The 18,923-nt window shown below is 73.8% G+C and carries 18 protein-coding genes; 2 read left to right on the top strand and 16 right to left on the bottom strand.

All coding sequences use genetic code 11. The features are described 5' to 3' along the window. Positions 1-21 precede the first annotated feature (21 nt). On the bottom strand, positions 22-951 hold the full coding sequence (locus tag ACIOFR_RS17630; RefSeq protein ID WP_400997861.1) for a zinc-binding alcohol dehydrogenase family protein: 930 nt from the start codon (positions 949-951) through the stop codon (positions 22-24). Positions 952-1,063: 112 nt separating this feature from the next. Between ACIOFR_RS17630 and ACIOFR_RS17625 the strand changes: the two genes are divergently transcribed. Continuing rightward, positions 1,064-1,501, top strand: a complete 438-nt coding sequence (locus ACIOFR_RS17625; protein ID WP_400997858.1) for a MarR family winged helix-turn-helix transcriptional regulator — start codon at positions 1,064-1,066, stop codon at positions 1,499-1,501. Between the two features lie 31 nt (positions 1,502-1,532). Here the strand turns inward: ACIOFR_RS17625 and ACIOFR_RS17620 are convergent, their stop codons facing one another. The 15 genes from ACIOFR_RS17620 to ACIOFR_RS17550 all read right to left on the bottom strand — a co-directional run bounded on the left by ACIOFR_RS17620 (position 1,533) and on the right by ACIOFR_RS17550 (position 16,436). Continuing rightward, positions 1,533-2,339 carry an Fpg/Nei family DNA glycosylase gene (locus ACIOFR_RS17620; protein WP_400997855.1) on the bottom strand — a complete coding sequence of 269 codons (807 nt, stop codon included), beginning with the start codon at positions 2,337-2,339 and terminating at the stop codon, positions 1,533-1,535. A gap of 79 nt (positions 2,340-2,418) precedes the next feature. Continuing rightward, entirely contained in the window at positions 2,419-2,850 is a 432-nt protein-coding gene (locus ACIOFR_RS17615) for a DUF3052 domain-containing protein (protein ID WP_400997852.1), read from the bottom strand. Positions 2,851-3,087: 237 nt separating this feature from the next. Beyond that, positions 3,088-3,846 carry an AAA family ATPase gene (locus ACIOFR_RS17610; protein WP_400997849.1) on the bottom strand — a complete coding sequence of 253 codons (759 nt, stop codon included), beginning with the start codon at positions 3,844-3,846 and terminating at the stop codon, positions 3,088-3,090. Between the two features lie 102 nt (positions 3,847-3,948). Beyond that, entirely contained in the window at positions 3,949-4,389 is a 441-nt protein-coding gene (gene aroQ / locus ACIOFR_RS17605; RefSeq protein ID WP_400997846.1) for a type II 3-dehydroquinate dehydratase, read from the bottom strand. Further along, on the bottom strand, positions 4,386-5,474 hold the full coding sequence (aroB, locus tag ACIOFR_RS17600; RefSeq protein WP_400997843.1) for a 3-dehydroquinate synthase: 1,089 nt from the start codon (positions 5,472-5,474) through the stop codon (positions 4,386-4,388). Before aroB ends, aroQ begins: the two co-directional genes overlap by 4 nt. Next, positions 5,467-5,985 carry a shikimate kinase gene (locus tag ACIOFR_RS17595; RefSeq protein WP_400997840.1) on the bottom strand — a complete coding sequence of 173 codons (519 nt, stop codon included), beginning with the start codon at positions 5,983-5,985 and terminating at the stop codon, positions 5,467-5,469. Before ACIOFR_RS17595 ends, aroB begins: the two co-directional genes overlap by 8 nt. Beyond that, positions 5,982-7,166: a chorismate synthase gene (gene aroC / locus ACIOFR_RS17590; protein WP_400997837.1), complete on the bottom strand. Its 1,185-nt coding sequence runs from the start codon at positions 7,164-7,166 to the stop codon at positions 5,982-5,984. Before aroC ends, ACIOFR_RS17595 begins: the two co-directional genes overlap by 4 nt. Positions 7,167-7,417: 251 nt before the next feature. Next, positions 7,418-8,239, bottom strand: a complete 822-nt coding sequence (locus ACIOFR_RS17585; RefSeq protein ID WP_400997834.1) for a shikimate dehydrogenase — start codon at positions 8,237-8,239, stop codon at positions 7,418-7,420. 44 nt (positions 8,240-8,283) lie between these two features. Next, complete coding sequence (locus ACIOFR_RS17580) at positions 8,284-9,120, bottom strand: ABC transporter ATP-binding protein (RefSeq protein WP_400997831.1); 837 nt, start codon at positions 9,118-9,120, stop codon at positions 8,284-8,286. Between the two features lie 85 nt (positions 9,121-9,205). Further along, positions 9,206-10,987 (bottom strand): endolytic transglycosylase MltG, encoded by a 1,782-nt coding sequence (gene mltG / locus ACIOFR_RS17575; protein ID WP_400997828.1) that lies wholly within the window; start codon positions 10,985-10,987, stop codon positions 9,206-9,208. A 127-nt stretch (positions 10,988-11,114) separates the two neighbouring features. Beyond that, positions 11,115-12,290 carry an endolytic transglycosylase MltG gene (mltG, locus tag ACIOFR_RS17570; protein ID WP_400997825.1) on the bottom strand — a complete coding sequence of 392 codons (1,176 nt, stop codon included), beginning with the start codon at positions 12,288-12,290 and terminating at the stop codon, positions 11,115-11,117. 87 nt (positions 12,291-12,377) lie between these two features. Then, entirely contained in the window at positions 12,378-12,860 is a 483-nt protein-coding gene (ruvX, locus tag ACIOFR_RS17565) for a Holliday junction resolvase RuvX (protein WP_400997822.1), read from the bottom strand. Beyond that, positions 12,860-15,529 carry an alanine--tRNA ligase gene (gene alaS / locus ACIOFR_RS17560; protein ID WP_400997819.1) on the bottom strand — a complete coding sequence of 890 codons (2,670 nt, stop codon included), beginning with the start codon at positions 15,527-15,529 and terminating at the stop codon, positions 12,860-12,862. The genes ruvX and alaS overlap by 1 nt, the downstream gene beginning before the upstream one ends. Continuing rightward, positions 15,529-15,951 (bottom strand): DUF6167 family protein, encoded by a 423-nt coding sequence (locus ACIOFR_RS17555; RefSeq protein ID WP_400997817.1) that lies wholly within the window; start codon positions 15,949-15,951, stop codon positions 15,529-15,531. Before ACIOFR_RS17555 ends, alaS begins: the two co-directional genes overlap by 1 nt. Before the next feature lie 2 nt (positions 15,952-15,953). Continuing rightward, the gene (locus ACIOFR_RS17550; RefSeq protein WP_400997814.1) at positions 15,954-16,436 is read right to left on the bottom strand and encodes a DUF948 domain-containing protein; all 483 of its coding nucleotides are present in this window, start codon (positions 16,434-16,436) and stop codon (positions 15,954-15,956) included. 225 nt (positions 16,437-16,661) lie between these two features. On the opposite strand from ACIOFR_RS17550, the gene ACIOFR_RS17545 reads away from it, so the two are divergent. Then, positions 16,662-18,839, top strand: coding sequence for an ATP-binding protein (locus ACIOFR_RS17545; protein ID WP_400997811.1), 2,178 nt, complete (start codon positions 16,662-16,664; stop codon positions 18,837-18,839). Positions 18,840-18,923 lie beyond the last annotated feature (84 nt).

Genomic DNA, 18,923 nt, shown 5'->3' with positions numbered 1-18,923 from the left:
GCGTCGGCAAGGTCCCGCCCCTCACGGCACCAGCACCACCTTGCCCCGGTTGGCACGGTCCTCCAGCAGCGCGACCGCACGGTCGGTCCGCGCCAGCGGCAACACCACGCACCGCGGCCGGAGCCGGCCCGCGTCGAGCATCTCCCAGAGCTCGGCGCGGTACCGCTCGATCAGCTCCGGCCGCAGCCGGGCCAGTTGCGCCATCGAGAGCCCGACGGCGGTGTGCATCCCGCGCAGCAGTGCACCCGCGTCGAGCGTGCCGCCCGCACCGCTGTTGACCACCAGCCGCCCGAACGGTACGAGCGCGCCGACCGCCCGCTGCGCGACCTCGCCGCCCACCCCGTCCACCGCCAGGTCGACCGGTCCGGCCCGGTCCAGGGCGTCGTAGCCGACCACCTCGTCCGCACCCAGCTCGCGCAGGAAGTCCGCCTTGTCGGGCGATCCCGCGGCAGCGACCACCCGGCCCGCCCCCAGGGCCTTCGCCACCTGGACGGCGAGGTGCCCGACGCCGCCCGCGGCGGCGGTGACAAGCACCGACTCCCCGGGCGCCAGGTGCCCGGCCCGCAGGGCGGCGAGGGCCACCACCCCGCCGCGGACCGTCGCGAGCGCCTCGGGCGCCGGCACCTGCTCGGGAACGGGCGCGACCAGCGCGGCCGGCACGGCGACCAGGTCGGCGTACAGGCCCTCGAACGCCACGCCCCCGACCCGGTCACCGACCCGGTACCCCTCGACGCCCGCGCCGACGGCCGTCACCCGGCCGACCAGGTCACCGCCCGGCGTGTGCGGCAGCGGCACCTCACCGTGGCCGCGCAGCACCTTGAGCACCGGGAGCGTCACCCCGGCCGCCTCGGTCCGTACGACGAGCTCGCCCGGGCCGGCCACCGGCTCCGGGGCCTCACCGAGGCGCAGCCCGGCCGGGCCCTGGTAGGTGTGCAGGCTGACCTTGCGCATGGCTCCCCCATCCATTGGAACTCCCAACGAACTCGTTGGGAGTTCCAACGGTATCCGCAGATCCATGGGGTGTCCAACGGTTCAGGGCCGGGGCCTGGCCTAGACTCCGGCCATGGCAGACCCCGCCCTCAGCCGCCTCCAGACCCTTCCGAGCTGGCTCCTCGGCCGCGCCGCCGCCGTCGGCCACCGCCTGGTCGGCGAGCACCTCGCCGAGGCCGGCCTGCGGATGACGCACCACGCCGTCCTCTGCGGGATCGCCGAGCACGGGCCCCTCGCCCAGGCCGAACTGGCCCGGATCGTCCGGCTCGACCCGAAGGACATGGTCGGCGTCCTCAACGACCTCCAGGGGCGGGAACTGATCACCCGCGAGCGGGACCCGAAGGACGCCCGGAAGAACACCCTCGCCCTCTCCCCCGCCGGACGGGAGCTGGTCCGCCGGGGCGAGCGGCTCGCCCTGGCGGCCAACGCCGAACTGCTCGCCCCGCTCGGGCCCGAGGAACGGCGTCTGCTCGGGGAGCTGCTGGAACGGCTGGTCGCCGGCCGGCTCTGACCCCCGGTCACACCCGCCCCCACCCGGCCCGTCAGCGCTGCTGGCAGGCCGGGCACCAGAAGAGGTTCCGGGCGGCGTGCTCCTCCGTCCGTACCGGGGTGCCGCAGATCAGGCAGGGCTGGTCGGTGCGGCGGTAGACGTAGACCTCGCCGCCGTGGTCGTCCACCCGCGGCGGGCGGCCCATCGCCTCGGGGGTGTGCTCGGGGCGGACGGTGTCGATCCGGCCGATGCCCGCGCCCTCCTGCATCAGCGCCACCAGGTCGGCCCAGATCGCGTCCCACTCGGCCTCGGCCAGGTCGCGGCCGGCCCGGTGCGGGCTGATGCCCAGCCGGAACAGCACCTCCGCGCGGTACACGTTGCCCACGCCGGCCAGCACCTTCTGGTCCATCAGCAGCGCCGCCACCGTGGTGGCGCTGCGGGAGATCCGCTGCCAGGCCGCCGCCGGGTCCGTCCCCGCGCGCAGCGGGTCGGGGCCGAGGCGGCGGTGCACGGCGGCTTTCCCGGCGGCCGTCAGCAGCTCACAGGTGTTGGGCCCGCGCAGGTCGGCGTACGCCTCGTCGGACTCCATCCGCAGCCGGATCAGGCCGACCGGCTCCGGCGCCGGGCCGGCACCGAAGGTGAAGCCGCCGTAGAGGCCGAGGTGGATGTGCAGCCAGTCCGGGCCGAAGCCGAGGAACAGGTGCTTGCCGTGGGCCTCTGCCTCGTCCAGGCGACGGCCGTCGAGCAGCGCCGCGCCGTCGGCGAACCGGCCCTGCGGGCTGGAGACGCGGACCGGGCGGTCACCGAAGGTCCGGAGGTTCTCGGCGGCCAGGCGGTGGATGATGTGGCCCTCGGGCACGGGCGTCAGCTCCTCGGCAGGTCCTTGTGCGACGCCTCCATCATCGCAGCGGGGTACGACAGCCGGAGCCCGGCCCGGACTACCTCCGGGCGGCCCTGGGGGTGACCATCCGGGCGGCGCTCCAGTTGGCGGCGGCGCTGACCGACTTGGTCTGCGTCAGCCCGGCCGTCTGCGCGGCCTCGCTGATCTCGCTCGGCTCGACGTAGCCGTCGCGCCCGGACTTGGGGGTGAACAGCCAGATCGCCCCGCCGTCCTCGATCAGCCCGATCGCGTCGACCAGGGCGTCGGTGCAGTCGCCGTCCCCCTCGCGGAACCACAGCAGGACGGCGTCCGCGACGTCGTCGTAGTCCTCGTCGACCAGGTCCTGGCCGGTGATCTCCTCGATCGCCTCGCGCAGCTCCAGGTCGCAGTCGTCGTCGTAGCCGATCTCCTGGACCACCTGGCCGGGCTGGAAGCCCAGTCTGGCGGCCGGGTTGGTCCGCCCCTCGGCCTGGTCGGCGGTCGCCGTCATCGCATTCTCCTTCGGTACCCGAACACGGTTTCCGCCCACCATCGCCGACCGGTGCCCGAATGCCCGGGAAGCACACGTCACTTCACCCGATCGGATGAAACCGTTTCAGCCGCGGGGAGCCCACGGACCCTGGCGGCCTGCGAAGACCCGGGTCAACCCGACCCCGGCCCACGGGGCCCGACCGACCGGCCCCGCTCGACGAGGCCCGCTCGACGAGGCCCGACCGACCGGCCCCGGTCAGAGCGGCCGGCCGGCCAGCCGGGAGAAGATCGCACGGTCCAGCGCGGCCGCGGTCGCCCCGACGTCCAGCTGGGAGTTGTCGATGATCGGCAGCCCCGAGGTGCGCCACCCGGCCATCCGGCCGTGGATGCGGGCGACCTCCTCGTCGCTGAGCCGCCGGTTGCCGCTGCGCCGGGCGTTGCGGGCGAGCACCGAGTCCAGGCCCGGCAGCAGCACGACCGGGATCATGCCCGGGCCGATGTGGCGCTTCCAGCCGCCCAGGCCGATCGCCGGCCGGTCCGGGAAGACCGCGTCGTCGATGATGCAGGAGATCCCGTTGGCCAGGTAGTTGCGGCAGGCGAAGCCACAGGTCCGGCGGGCGAGGCGGTACTGCGCCTCGGAGGCGGTGTTCCAGCCCGACTGCGGGTTGGCGAAACCGGCCTGCACCCACTCGCGGACGTCGTCCAGGCTGATGTGCGCGGTCGCGGTCGGCCGGCGCTCGGCCCAGTGCCGGGCGACGGTGGTCTTGCCCGCGCCGGCCGGGCCGATCAGCAGCACCGCGAGCGGGCCGGTGGGCAGTTGCTGCTGCGGCGGCTGCGCGGGTAGCTGCACGGGGGCTCCGGTCGGCAGCACGAAGTGCCCGGTCGCGCCGGGCGGTGCGGCGGCGTGCGGCGCGCCGAGCTGCGGCGGCCGGGCCGGGGTGTACGGCGGTGGCGGGCCCGCCTGCGGGCCCACCGGTCGGCCGGGGTACGGCGGCGCCAGTGGTCGCGGAGGCACTTGTCCTCCCCCTGCGTACTGCGTCACGGTCACCTCCCGACGGGGACACTACACGTCGGCCCGGTGGCGGGCACAGTCCGCCACCGGGCCGATGATCGCACGTCAGCGCGGGGTGAGCTGCTCCGCGAGGGCGCGCAGCGCCAGCTCGTACGAGCCGAGGCCGAAGCCGGCGATGGTGCCGGAGGCGACCGCGGCGATGACCGAGTTGTGGCGGAACTCCTCGCGGGCGTACGGGTTGGAGATGTGCACCTCGATCAGCGGGGCGGTCCGCTGGGCGGCGGCGTCCCGCATGGCGTACGAGTAGTGGGTGAACGCCCCGGGGTTGATCACCACGGGGGTTCTGCGGTCGGCGGCCCAGTGCAGCCACTCGATCATCTGCTGCTCGGAATTGGTCTCCTTGACCTCGACCTCGAAGCCGAGCTCCCTGCCGAGCGCGGTGCAGCGCTCGACCAGGCCGGCGTAGGAGGTGGCGCCGTAGACGTCCGGCTCCCGGCTGCCGAGGCGGCCGAGGTTGGGCCCGTTGAGCACCAGGACCCGGCTCACCCGGACACCTCCGCGTACGCGCCGACCAGCAGGGACGGGTCGGGGCCCTCCAGGATGGAGGTCTTGCCGAGGCCGTCCAGCACGACGAAGCGCAGCAGGTCGCCGCGGGACTTCTTGTCGATCTTCATGGCGTCCAGCAGCTTCGGCCAGGCGTCGCCGCGGTAGCTGAGCGGCAGGCCGACCGAGCCGAGCACCGCGCGGTGCCGGTCGGCGGTCTCGTCGTCCAGCCGGCCGGCGAGGCGACCGAGTTCGGCGGCGAAGACCATGCCGATCGAGATCGCGGCGCCGTGCCGCCACTTGTAGCGCTCGTTGCGCTCGATGGCGTGGCCGAGGGTGTGGCCGTAGTTGAGGATCTCGCGGCGGCCGGCCTCCTTGAGGTCGCCGGTGACCACGTCGGCCTTGACCTGGATGGCCCGGCGGATCAGCTCCACGGTGTGCGGGCCGGCCGGGCTGGTGGCGCCCTGCGGGTCGGCCTCGATCAGGTCGAGGATCTCCGGGTCGGCGATGAAGCCGCACTTGATCACCTCGGCCAGGCCGGAGACGTAGTCGTGCCGGGGCACGGTCTCCAGGGTGCCGAGGTCGGCCAGCACGCCCGCGGGCGGGTGGAAGGCCCCGACCATGTTCTTGCCCTCGGCGATGTTGATCCCGGTCTTGCCGCCGACCGCCGCGTCGACCATGCCCAGCAGCGTGGTGGGCATGGCGATCCAGCGCACCCCGCGCAGCCAGGTCGCCGCGACGAAGCCGGCCAGGTCGGTGGTGGCACCGCCGCCCAGGCCCACGATGACGTCGCTGCGGGTGAAGCCGGTCTGGCCGAGCACCGACCAGCAGTACGCGGCGACCTCGGCGCTCTTGGCCTCCTCGGCGTTCGGCACCTGGAGCGCGATGGCCTCGTAGCCCTCGGCGGCCAGGTCCTCGCGGATCGCCTCGGCGGTGGCCTCCAGCGCCTCCGGGTGGATGATCGCGACCCGCTTGGCCCGGTTGCCGATCAGCGGGGCCAGCTCGCCCAGCAGCTGGTGCCCGATCAGCACCTCGTACGGGTCGTGGCCGGCGCTGCCGCCGACGCGGATCGTGACGGTGTCACTCATGGATCTTCAGCTCCAGTGCTTCCAGTACGGCGTCGGCGACCTGTTCGGCCGTCCGGCCCTCGGTGTCGACCACGGCGGTGGCCACCGCGCGGTAGACCGGGCGGCGGACGTCCATCAGCTCGCGCCAGCGGGCCCGCGGGTTGATCGCGAGCAGCGGGCGCGGCGCGTCCAGGCCGACCCGCTTGACGGCGTCGCCGAGGGCCACCTCCAGGAAGACCACCGGCAGCCCGGCCAGCACGGCGCGGGTGGCCTCGGCCATCACCGCGCCGCCGCCCAGGGCCAGTACGCCGGGGTGGCCCTGCACGGCGTCCCGGACGGCCCGCACCTCCAGCTCGCGGAAGTGCGGCTCGCCCTCGTCCACGAAGATCTCGGGGATCGGCTTGCCCGCCAGCTCCTCGATGTCGGCATCGGTGTCGCGGAAGGCGACGCCGAGCCGGGCGGCGAGCAGCCGCCCGACCGTGCTCTTGCCGGCGCCCGGGGGGCCGACCAGCACGACCACCGGAGCGGTCATCGGACGATCAGGTTGTCGAGGTAGCCCTGCACGTTGCGGCGGGTCTCGGAGACGTTGTCGCCGCCGAACTTCTCCGCCACCGCGTCGGCGAGCACCAGCGCGACCATCGCCTCCGCGACGATCCCGGCCGCCGGCACGGCACAGACGTCCGAGCGCTGGTGGTGGGCCTTGGCGGGCTCACCGGTGCGCACGTCGATGGTCTGCAGCGCGCGCGGCACGGTCGCGATGGGCTTCATCGCGGCCCGCACCCGCAGCAGCTCGCCGGTGGTCAGGCCGCCCTCGGTGCCGCCGGAGCGGCCGGAGGTGCGCCGTACGCCCTCGGGGGTGGGGACGATCTCGTCGTGCGCCTGCGAGCCCGGCACCCGGGCCAGGTCGAAGCCGTCGCCGACCTCGACGCCCTTGATGGCCTGGATGCCCATCAGCGCGGCGGCCAGGCGGGCGTCCAGGCGGCGGTCCCAGTGCACGTGCGAGCCGAGGCCCACCGGCACGCCGTACGCCAGGACCTCGACGACGCCGCCCAGGGTGTCGCCGTCCTTGTGAGCCTGGTCGATCTCGGCGACCATCCGCTTGGAGGCGTCCGCGTCCAGGCAGCGCACCGGGTCCTCGTCGAGGCGGGCCTCGTCGGAGGGCAGCGGGTAGACGCCGGCCGGGGCCTTGGCGGCGGCCAGCTCGACCACGTGCGAGACGATCTCGATGCCGCAGGTCTCCTTGAGGTAGGAGCGGGCGACGGCGCCGAGTGCGACCCGGGCGGCGGTCTCACGGGCGGAGGCGCGCTCCAGGATCGGGCGGGCCTCCTCGATCGAGTACTTCTGCATGCCGGCGAGGTCGGCGTGGCCCGGACGCGGCCGGGTCAGTGCCTCGTTGCGGGCCAGGCCCGCGAGCACCTCGGGGTCGATCGGGTCGGCGGACATCACCTGGTCCCACTTGGGCCACTCGGTGTTGCCGACCATGACGGCGACCGGGCTGCCCATGGTGAGGCCGTGCCGGACCCCGCCGAGGAAGGTGACCTCGTCCTGCTCGAACTTCATCCGCGCACCGCGGCCGTAACCCAGCCGGCGGCGGGCCAGCGCGTCGGCCACCAGCGCGGTGGTGACCGGCACACCGGCCGGCAGGCCCTCCAGCGTCGCGACCAGAGCGGGACCGTGCGACTCCCCCGCCGTCAGCCAGCGCAACCTACCCAACGGAGCTCCTTCGTCAGCGGCCCGGACCGCAGCTGCGGGCCGGGCCGGGCGTCTCATCGGCGGTCCCGAGTGCCCGGGCCGCTGTCCGTCTCCGATCTTTTCACGTCCGGCGGCCGACCGGGCGCACGGTCCGCGTTGCGGACATCGAGCGTCCGCCCCTCGTCGCTCCGGACCGCGGCTGACCTGCGGGATCGCCCGCCGGCGCCGGCCCGGGACGGGGCCGGATGTCAGTCAGGTCGCCGGAGCCGCCCCTACCCGAGCGCGGCCTCTCCGGCCGTCCGCATCGCCGCCAGCGGACCGGCGGCCACCCCGGTGAACCGTTCGAACTGCAGGACCGCCTGGTGCACCAGCAGGTCGAGCCCGCCCAGGACGGTCGCCCCGCGCGCGGCGCACGCGGCCGCCAGCGCGGTCGGCCACGGGTGGTAGAGCACGTCGAACAGCGCGCCGGGCCGCTCCGGCACCGCGGTCGCGAACGCGTCGGTGGCGCCGGCCGGCGTGGTGGAGATGGTCAGCGGGGTGGCCAGCGCCTCGGCGGCCCGGTCCCAGCCGGCGGTGCGCAGGTCGAGGCCGAGCCGCTCGCCGAGCGCGCGCATCTCCGCCGCCCGCTCGGGACTGCGGACGTACGCCGTCACCTCGCCGTCGCAGATCTGGGCGAGCGCCGCCAGCGCGGAGGAGGCGGTCGCCCCGGCGCCCAGCACGGCGGCCGACCCGATCCGTCCGATCCCGCGCTCGGCCAGCGCGTTGACCAGGCCGGGGATGTCGGTGTTGTCGCCGCTCAGCCGGCCGTCCGGGCCGAACACCACGGTGTTCACCGCGTCGACGGACCGGGCGGTGGCGCTCACCTCGTCCAGCAGCGGCATGATCGCCCGCTTCAGCGGCATGGTCAGCGACAGGCCGCCCCACTCCGGGCCGAGGCCCTCGACGAAGGCGGGCAGCCCCGCCTCGTCCACCTCGAAGCGGTCGTACCGCCAGTCGGCCAGGCCCAGCGCGGCGTACCCGGCCCGGTGCAGCACCGGGGACAGCGAGTGCGCGATCGGCGAGCCGAGTACGGCGGCCCTGTGGTGCGTCGTCACGAACCTCGTCACCTCTCGTGTGGATCATGCCACGATAGCGGCCGTCAGCGGGCCGGGTCCTTGGCGGCCGCCCGGGCCGTCCAGCGCCCGTCGGTCCTGGTGATCCGGATCGGGTGCCGGAAGCACTCGCTGACCGGCCCGGTGGTCAGCACCTCGTCGACCGGCCCGCGGGCCACGCACTCTCCGTCGCGCAGCAGCAGCGCGTGCGTGGTGCTGGCGGGCAGCTCCTCCAGGTGGTGGGTGACCAGCACGCTCGCCAGCTCGGGGTGGCGCTGCCGCAGGTCGTCCAGGCTGTCGAGGAGTTGCTCGCGGGCGGTCAGATCCAGCCCGGTGGCGGGTTCGTCCAGCAGCAGCAGCCGCGGTTCGGGCATCAGCGCGCGGGCGATCAGGGTCCGTCCGCGCTCGCCCTGGGACAGCACCGGCCAGGGGGTGTCGGCCCGGTGCGCGATGCCGAGGGTGTCGATCAGGGCCTCGGCGTGGGCGAGTTGACCGGCGGTCGGCCGCCGGTACCGGTCGGGCTCGATGCTGTTGGTGACCCCGGTGAGCACCACCTGACGGACCGTCAGCGGAGAGCGCAGCGGGTGCCGGGGGTTGACGTGCCCGAGGTAGGAGCGCAGCTCGCGGACGTCCACCCGGCCCAGCTGCCGGCCCAGCACGCGCACCTGGCCGTGGGTGGGATGGCTGACCGCGCCGAGCAGGGCGAGCAGGGTGGTCTTCCCCGCGCCGTTGGCCCCGAGGACGGCCCAGTGCTCGCCGGGCAGCACCGCCAGCGACACGTCGCGCAGCAGGTACCGGCCGTCCCGGACGACGTCCACGTGCTCGGCGTCCAGCAGCGGACCGTCCGGCCCGGCCGGGCCGGGGCCGTCTCCTGCGTGCACCATCCGCACCACCTCCGGGCGGCACGGTAACAGCCCCGGGCGGCCTCCCGCCCGCCCGTTCACCAGGCGGGCGGGCGGCCGCGACGGGCTACTTGCACATACCGGCGGCCTCGTCGAAGCCCTGGTTGTGCGCGGTGCAGTAGTCCTTGACGTCCTTCTTGAAGTCGTCGAAGGTCACCGCGAAGCGGGTCTCCTTGGCGGACAGCGCCACGAAGTACACCCAGTCGCCCGGCGTCGGGTTGAGCACGGCCTTGATGGCCTCGTCGCCCGGGTTGGAGATCGGGGTGGGCGGCAGACCCTTGGTCACGTACGTGTTGTACGGGCTCTTGTCCCCGTCCTTCTCCGCGATGGTGAAGTTGGTGCGGCCGAGCTTGTACTGGAGCGTGGTGTCCAGCTGCAGCTTGCCCTGCGTCGCGTTGGTGTTCAGGCGGTTGGACAGCACCCGGGCGATCTTGCCGAAGTCCGCGTCGTTGTTGCCCTCGGCCTGGAGGATGCTCGCCTCGACGAGGACGTCGTAACCGCTCTTGAGGCCGATCTTCTGCGCGCCCTCGTCCAGCTTGAGGTCCTGGAAGTGCTGGACGGCCGTGGAGACCATCTGCTTGAGCAGGTCCTCGGGCTTCATCCCGTCGGCGATCGAGTACCGGGCCGGGTAGAGGAAGCCCTCCGGGTTGCCCTGCGCGTACGGCGGCAGGCCGAGCGAGGCCACCTGGGTCCTGGCGACGTTGGCCGTGGTGCCCTTCTCCAGCTTGAGCTTGGTGTCGATCTGCGTGTAGATGTCGACGGCCTTCTTGCCCTCGGGGACGACCAGCACGTTGCCGCCGGCCGAGTCCACCAGGTACTTCACGGCCGCCTCACCGGACATCTGGTGGTGCAGGGTGAAGAAGCCGGGCTGGATGGTGCCGGCCTTGGGGTTCTTGTTGAACGCGACGACGAAGGCCTCGGTGCTCTTCACCACGTCGGCTTCCTTGAGCGTCTGGCCCATCGCGGTGCCGGTGCCCGGCTTGATCTCGATGGTGACCGAGCCGCCGCCGTCGCCGGTGTAGTCCGGCGGCGGGCCGAAGTGGTTCTGGTAGAAGCCGTAGCCCCACCACCCGGCACCGGCGACACCGCCCAGCAGGACCAGGGCGACCACCAGGCAGGCGCCGCGGTTGCGGCGGCCGGCCTTCTTGCCCTTCTCCTTGCGCTTGCGCTCGGCGTCCCGGGAGTTGTCCTGCTCGGCGTCGCCGAAGAAGGAGTCCGGCTCGTCCGCCGTCTCCTCCTGGTAGCCCGGCTCGACGGCGTCGTCCTCGTCCCACTCGTCGAGCGCCGGCTCGGCCTGCGGGGATTCCAGGGCGGCCGCCTCGGCCTCCCAGTCGATGCCGTCGGGACCGGGGCCGGCGGGCTGCGGCTGCGCGGGCCGCTGCTGTTGGGCCTGCTGGGCCTGCTGCGGCATCGGCCGCTGCTGCTGCGCGACCTGCTGCGGCTGCGGCTGCTGCTGGTACGCCTGCTGGTGCTGCTGCGGCTGCTGCTGGTATCCGGGCTGCGGCTGCTGGTAGCCGGGCTGCTGCCCGTACTGCGGCTGGGCGTAGCCCTGCTGCTGCCCGTACGAGCCGTCCTGCTGCGGCCACCCCTGCTGCTGGGGCTGTCCCTGCTGGGGCCACCCCTGCTGCGGCGCCTGCTGCTGGCCGTAGCCCTGGCCGCCGCCCTGCTGCTGCGGCCATCCCTGCTGCTGGGCCTGTCCCTGCTGCCCGTACGGACCGCCCTGCGGGTTCTGCTGCTGCCAGGTGCCCGGCTGGCCGCCGGACTGGGGCTGCTGGCCGCCGGTGCCCGGGGTTCCCGGGTACCACCGCTGGTCGCCCTGGGGGCCGTAGCCCCCGCCCAGATCAGTCATCGGTCCCCTTAAGAGCGTCCCTGGGCCTGCGGCGGGCCGCAGACGTCTCGAACCGGCGTGCTAGGGACACGCCTGATCGGAGACGTTACCGTACCGCAGCGAAGGCTCCGGCCGGTGCCGGGCGTCCTCAGGGGGAGGGCGGTGCGGACGCTGCGGGGTGCTGCGCGCTGTAGGCGTTGAAGTCGGCGACGTTCTTCAGGTGTTGTTCGGGACTGTCGGTGAACCTGGTGTCCCCGGGGCTGACGGTGACGAAGTAGATCCAGTCCCCCTCTGCGGGATGGGTCGCCGCCCGCAGGCCGTCCCGGCCGGGGTTGCCGATCGGACCGGGCGGCAAACCGGCGTGCAGGTAGGTGTTGTAGGGCGAGTCCAGCCTGGTGTCGGTGGTGGTCGTGGTCAGGGTCGAGCGGCCGAGCGCGTAGTTGATGGTCGAGTCGAACTGCAGCGGCATCCCCTTGGCCATCCGGTTGTAGATCACCCGGGCCACCCGCGCCATGTCCTCGGGGTTGTCCGCCTCCGCCTCGGCGAGGCTGGCCACGGTGAGCACCTGGTACGCCGTCTGCCCCTCGGTGGTGACCACCCCGTTGTCCTGGGCTGCCTTCCCGGCCTCCTTCACCATCTGCTGGAGCAGGGAGAGCGGGGTGGTGTCACCGGTGATCGGGTACGTCGACGGGTACAGGTAGCCCTCGGGGTTGTCGTGCGCCTCCGGCGGCAGCCCGAGCTCGCCCGCCCGCTGCTCGACGGTGCGCAGGGTGGTGCCGGCGCTCAGGTTCAGCCGGGTGTCGATCGCCGTGTAGATCTGGGTGGCCCGCCGGCCCTCGGGAATGGTGAGGGCGTTGGCGTTGGCCGGGTCGAGCAGCACGTTGAGGGCGTTCACCGCGGACATCCGGCGCCGCAGGGTGTAGGTGCCGGGCTGGATGCGGTTGCCCGCCGGGCTCTTGGCCGCCGCCTCGGTGAAGGCCCTGGTGCTGGCCACCACACCACTCCTGACCAGCGTCTGCCCGATCTGGGTGAGCGTCGCGCCCTGGCTCACCGACACCTGGACGTTCCCGCTGCCGCTGCCGGTGTAGTCCGGCGCCGGCGGCCGTCCCTCGGGCCACAGCAGGTAGCCCGTCAGCACCATCGCACCCGCCACCAGGAACAGCGCCATCGCGGTGAGCAGACAGGCCAGCCCGGTGTGCCTGCGGCGCGGGTCCGGCGGCTCGACCCCCGCCGGCGGCGGCGCCTCCAGCTCCAGCACGGGTGCGCCGAGGTGGCCCGGGGTGAGTCCGGGAGTCAGTCCGGGTGCGATGAACGGGTCGGCCACAGCTGCCCTCAGGTCGGCGGGGAACGGCAAGGGCCCGTACGGACTCGCGTCCGCACGGGCCCCTACCCGCACGCTAGGTCAGCCCGATCAGCTGATCGGTTCGACGCTCTCACCGGGGGCACGCCCACTCACCCGTTCGGTCTCCAGGGCGCTCTGCAGGATCACCACCGCCGCGGCCTGGTCGATCACCGAGCGGCCCTTCTTGCTGCTGCGCCCGGAGGCGCGCAGCCCCTGGCTCGCGGTGACCGTGGTCATCCGCTCGTCCACCAGCCGGACGGACACCGGGGCCACCAGCGCGGCCAGCCGCCCGGCGTACGCCCTGACCTTGGCCGCGGCCGGGCCCTCCTTGCCGCTCAGCGAGCGGGGCAGGCCGACCACGACCTCGATCGCGTCGTACTCCTCGGCGATCTCCTTCAGCCGGGCCTGGGAGCGGCCCCCGGCGGGGACCGTCTCCACCGGCGTGGCGATCAGCCCGTCGGGGTCGCAGGACGCCACCCCGATCCGGGCGTCGCCCACGTCGACGGCGATCCGGCGGCCCCGGCGGAAGACCTTCTCCGGCTGCTCCTCCATCAGGCGGCGCGCTCCGCGACCAGGGCCAGGACGGCGGCGATCGCCTCGTCCACGGCGGCCGGGTCGGTGCCGCCGCCCTGGGCGACGTCGTCCTTGCCGCCACCGCCGCCGCCGAGGGTCTTGGCGGCGGTGCGGACCAGCTCGCCGGCCTTGACGCCGCGCGAGCGGGCGTCCTCGTTGGTGGCGATCACGGTCAGCGGGCGGTCGTTCGCCACGGTGAAGGCGGCGACCACGGCCGGGCGGGCGCCGAGCCGGGCCCGCACGTCGAGGACGAGCTTGCGCAGGTCGTCGGCGCCGGTGCCGTCGGCGACCCGGGCCGCGACCACGGCGACGCCGCGGACGTCCTCGGCACCGGCGGCCAGACCGGCCGCGGCGGCGAGCACCTTCTCGGCACGGAAGCGCTCGATCTCCTTCTCGGCGTCCTTGAGCTTGGCGAGCATGCCCGAGATCTTCTCCGGCAGCTCCTCCGGACGGCCCTTGACCAGCTCGGTGAGCTGGGCGACGACCGTGTGCTCCTTGGCCAGGAAGCGGTACGCGTCGGCGCCGACCAGCGCCTCGACCCGGCGCACACCGGCACCGATCGAGGACTCGCCGAGCAGCTTCACCAGGCCCAGCTGGGCGGTGTTGCCGACGTGCGTGCCGCCGCACAGCTCCTTGGAGAAGTCGCCGATGGTGACCACGCGCACGGCGTCGCCGTACTTCTCGCCGAACATCGCGATGGCGCCGGCCTTGCGGGCCTGATCCATCGTCATGACCTCGGCGGTCACCTCCAGCTCGCGCACCAGCACGTCGTTGATCTTCTGCTCGACGTCGACCAGCACGCTGCCGGGCACGGCGGAGGGCGAACCGAAGTCGAAGCGGAAGCGGCCCGGAGCGTTCTCCGAACCGGCCTGGGCGGCCGTCGGGCCGAGCGCGTCACGCAGCGCCTGGTGGGTCAGGTGGGTGGCGGAGTGCGCGCGGGCGATCGCCCGGCGGCGCTCCAGGTCGATCTGGGTGTACGCGGCGGCGCCGAGCACCACCTCGCCCACCACGACCGAGCCCTTGTGCACCACGACACCGGGGACCGGCGCCTGCACGTCGCGGACCTCGACCACCGCGCCGGAGTCGAAGCGGATCCGGCCCTGGTCGGCGAGCTGGCCGCCGCCCTCGGCGTAGAACGGCGTCCGGTCGAGGACGATCTCGACCTCGTCGCCCTCGTGCGCGGCCGGGGCCGACACGCCGTCGACCAGGAGGCCGACCACGGTGGCCTCGCCCTGCTCGTCGGTGTAGCCGGTGAAGACGGTGGCGCCGGACCTGTCGGCGACCGCCCGGTAGGCGGAGACGTCGGCGTGGCCGTGCTTCTTCGCCCTGGCATCGGCCTTGGCGCGGTCGCGCTGCTCCTTCATGAGGCGGCGGAAGCCGTCCTCGTCCACCGACAGGCCCTGCTCGGCCGCCATCTCCAGGGTGAGGTCGATGGGGAAGCCGTAGGTGTCGTGCAGCTGGAAGGCCTTGTCACCGGCGATCACCGAGGAGCCGGCGGACTTGGTGTCGGAGACCGCGGTGTCCAGGATCGTGGTACCGCTGCGCAGCGTCTGGAGGAAGGTGGCCTCCTCCGCGACGATGACGGTCTCGATCCGCTTGCGCTCCTCCGCGAGCTCCGGGTACTGCGGGGCCATCGCCTCGATGGTGACGTCCACCAGCTCCTGGGCGACCGGCCCGGTGGCACCCAGCATGCGCATGTTGCGGATCGCGCGGCGCAGGATGCGGCGCAGCACGTAGCCGCGGCCCTCGTTGCCGGGGGTGACGCCGTCGGCGACCAGCATCACCGAGGTGCGGATGTGGTCGGAGACCACGCGCAGCGAGACGTCCGACTTGTGCTCGGCGCCGTAGCGGTGGCCGGTGAGGGCGGCCGCGCGGTCCAGGATCAGGCGGGTGGTGTCGATCTCGAAGAGGTTGTCGACGTCCTGGAGGATGCAGGCCAGGCGCTCCAGGCCGAGACCGGTGTCGATGTTCTGGTTCGGCAGGTCGCCCAGGATCGGGAAGTCGTCCTTGCCGGTGCCGGCGCCGCGCTCGTACTGCATGAAGACCAGGTTCCAGATCTCCATGTAGCGCTCGCCGTTGACCGCCGGGCCGCCCTCCTCGCCGTACGCGGGGCCGCGGTCGTAGTTGATCTCCGAGCACGGGCCGCACGGGCCGGGGACGCCCATCGACCAGAAGTTGTCGGCCTTGCCGAGGCGCTGGATCCGCTCGGACGGGACGCCGATCTTGTCCCGCCAGATCTTCTCGGCCTCGTCGTCGTCCTGGTAGACGGTGATCCAGAGCTTCTCCGGCTCCAGGCCGTAACCGCCGTCGGCGACGGGGGTGGTCAGCAGCTCCCACGCGTAGCTGATCGCCCCCTCCTTGAAGTAGTCGCCGAAGGAGAAGTTGCCGCACATCTGGAAGAACGTGCCGTGGCGGGTGGTCTTGCCGACCTCTTCGATGTCCGGCGTCCGCACGCACTTCTGCACGCTGGTGGCCCGGCTGAAGCTCGGCTTCACCTCGCCGAGGAAGTACGGCTTGAAGGGCACCATGCCGGCGTTGACCAGCAGCAGGGTGGGGTCGTCGGCGACCAGGGACGCCGACGGAACGACGGTGTGGCCGCGTTCCTCGAAGAAGCGCAGCCAGCGGCGGCGGATCTCTGCCGACTCCATCAGTGGTCCTTCCGGTTGGGGCTTCCCGGCAGCTCGTCGAGCCGGCGGGAGGGCGAATCAATGGCTGGGGGGATGATGCGGGTACTGCGCGGCGGAGGCAGGGCGGCGGCCGGGGAGCCCGGGGCCGCCGGGATAGCTCGGTACGTCGGCTCGCCGCGCAGCGGCGCCCGGCGGCGGGCCGGCTCGACCACGGCCGTGCCGTGCAGGCCCAGGTCGTCGCGGAGCTGCTCCTCGCGCTCGGCCATGCCGTCCCGGACGTCCCGGGCGAAGCGCTTGGCGGCGTCGCCCAGGTGGAGGGCGCCGCGCGCGGCGGTGCCGGACAGGCTGTCGGGGGTGAGCCGGTGGACCGCCTCGTTGGCCTTGTTCATGGCCCAGACGGTGGCGCCCGCGCCGACCGCCATCCAGAAGATGCGTCGAACCATGGTCAGCCCCTCACGGCTCGCCGGACACGGGAGAGCAGTCCGCCGCCCCGCGACGCACCGGCCGCGCGCACCTCGGCACGGATCAGCTTCGCCAACGCCTCGCGCTCGGCGGCCTGTTGTGGGAGGGTCACCCCGGCCTGCTGCTGCTTGCTGACGGCCTTTCGGACGCCGTAGCTGAAGGCCGCGACCTTGACCAGCGGACCGCCCAGGGTGGCGGCGACGGTGGAGGAGAGCGCGTTGGCGTTGGCGGCGGCGTCCTGCACGTTGGCGGTGATCTCGTCCACCCGCTCCAGCTGCTGGTTGGCGCTGCGGACCGCACTGCCCGCGTCGACCAGCAGCGGCACGGCCTGCTCGGTCACCGCGGAGACCAGCACGGTGGCCTCCTTCAACACCCGGGACAGCCGCACCAGCACCACCGCGAGCAGGGTCACCAGGACCGCCCAGAAGACGGCCACCAACAGGCCGGCCAGCTCTCCCACGGACACCGGTGCGCTCCCTCGCCTTGCCTCTTCAGCAGATCTTCCTCAAAGGTGAACCCTATCGCGGACGGGTGGCATCCCCCGACCGGATATCGCCCCGTCGCCCGGCCGGATGTACGAACACCGAGCGTGACCAACCGTCGGGCGCCTCGTTGGGCGGGGTGTGCCGGCGCAGCGCGGGTACGCAGGGGTCGCCGGGGTCTTCGCTCCCGGCCGGACGGGGGGCGGCAGTTGTCCAGTCAGCCGGGAGCAGCGCACGGCGGTCCCGCACCGGGTCGGCTGCCCGCCGAGGTGACCAGCTTCGTCGGCCGCCGCGCCGAGCTCGCGACGCTCGCCGGACTGTTCGGCTCGGCGCGTCTGGTCACGGTGACCGGGCCGGGCGGGGTCGGCAAGTCCCGGTTCGCGCTGCGCGGTGCCGCCGAGGTGCTCGCCGGCACCGGCCTCTTCCCGGACGGCGCGTGGCCGGCCGAGGTCGCCGCCGTGCAGGATCCGCTGCTGCTCGGCCACGCCGTCCTGGAGGCGCTCGGTCTGACCGACTCCACCGCCCGGCCGCCCCTGGAGGTCCTGGTCGAACGGCTGGCCGGCCGGCGGCTGCTGCTGGTGCTGGACGGCTGCGAGCACCTGGTCGGGCCCTGCGCGGACCTGGTCGACGCTCTGCTGCGGGCGGCCCCGGGCCTGCGGGTGCTGGCCACCAGCCGGCAGGCGCTGGGCACCGCCGGCGAACACCTGCTGCCGCTCGCCCCGCTGCCGGTGGACGACCCCGCCGACGGCGGACCGCCGGACGTCGTCGCGCTGTTCGCCGACCGCGCGCGGGCCGTGCTGCCGGGCTTCGAGGTGACCGAGCGCAACCGGGCCGAGGTGGCCCTGCTCTGCCGCCGGCTGGACGGCATCCCGCTGGCGGTGGAGTTGGCCGCCGGGCGGCTGCGCGCCCTGTCGGTGGCCCAGATCAACCGCCGCCTGGACGACCGTTTCCGGCTGCTCACCGGGGGCGCCCGGACGGCACCCCTGCGGCACCGCACGCTCCGCACCACGATCGGCTGGAGCCATGAGCTCTGCACCATGAAGGAACGTTTGCTCTGGTCCAGGCTGTCGGTCTTCGCCGGCGCGTTCGATCTGGACGCCGCCGAGTACGTCTGCGCGGGCGACGGCATCGAGCCGGACGAGGTCCTGGAGCTGATCGCCGACCTGGTCGGCAAGTCGGTGCTGCTCCGCGAGGAGGGCCCGCAGGGCGTGCGGTTCCGGCTGCTGGACACCCTGCGCGAGTACGGCGGCCGATGGCTGCGGGCCGGCGGCGAGCAGCACCGGCTGCTCCGGCGGCACCGCGACTGGTACCTCGGGGTCGCCTCCTGGGGCGAGGTGGAGTGGTTCGGCCCCCGCCAGGCCGAGACCGCCGAACGCACCCGGCTGGCCCACCCCAACCTGCGGGCCGCACTGGAGTTCTCGCTCGCCGAGCCCGGCGAGGAGCAGCTCGCCCTGGTGCTGGCCGGCACCCTCTGGTTCTACTGGGTCGGGTCGAGCCACCTCGGCGAGGGCCGGCACTGGCTGGACCGCGCGCTCGCACTGGCCCCCGACCCCACCGAGGCCCGCGCCAAGGCCCTGTGGGTCACCGGCTACATGGCGATCCTGCAGGGCGACCTGGCCCGCGCGCGGCCCGTCCTGGAGGAGTGCCGCACCCAGGCCCTGGCCACCGGCGACGACCGGGCCCTGGCGTACGCGGTGCACCGGCAGGGCTGCGCCGCGCTGATCGGCGACGACCCCGGGCGGGCCGCCGAACTCTTCGAGGAGGCCCTGTGGCACTACGACGAGATCGGCGAGCTCAACAGCAACGTCCTGATGGCGATGTTCGAGCTGGGCATCGCCTACCTGTTCCTCGGTGACCGGGCGAACGGCGAGTCCTGGATCGACCGAGTCCGCGCGGTGGCCGAGGAGCACGGCGAGCAGTGGGCGTACGCCTACGGCCTGTACGCGCTGGCCTACGCCCGCTGGTCGGCCGGGGAGGTGCGGCTGGCCAGGGCCCACGCCCGCGAGTGCGTCCGGCTGAACCACCTGTTCCGGGACCTGCTGGGGATCGTGCTGGCGATCGACGTGCTGGCACTGCTGGAGACCGAGGCGCCGGACGGCGACCTGGTCGAGGCCCGGGTGCTGCAGGGGGCGGCGCACCGGATCTGGCAGGCGGTGGGCAAGCCGTTCTTCGGCTCGCGGTCGTTCACCGGGCCGTACCTGGAGTGCGAGCGGCGGGCCCGGGACGGACTGACCGAGCAGGAGTTCCACGAGGCGTTCCGGGTGGGCGGCCTGCTCGACCTGGACGCGGCCGTGCTGCGGGCGCTGGGCCGCGGCGGCCGCTCGGCCGGCCCGGACGGGCTGCCCGGCCCCCGGCCGTTGCGCCCCTCCCCGGTCCCGGCCCGCTGACCGCGCGCCCCTGCCGGACGGCCGGGACCGGGGCCGGACAGGCCGGACACGGCGCGCACGAGGCCCGGAGAAGGGCCGAGCCCC

The sequence above is a fragment of the Kitasatospora sp. NPDC088346 genome (assembly GCF_044740765.1).
In the GTDB taxonomy this organism is placed as follows: Bacteria; Actinomycetota; Actinomycetes; order Streptomycetales; family Streptomycetaceae; genus Kitasatospora.
Note: the sequence above shows the minus strand (reverse complement) of the source record. Positions and strands in the feature narration are given on the sequence as shown.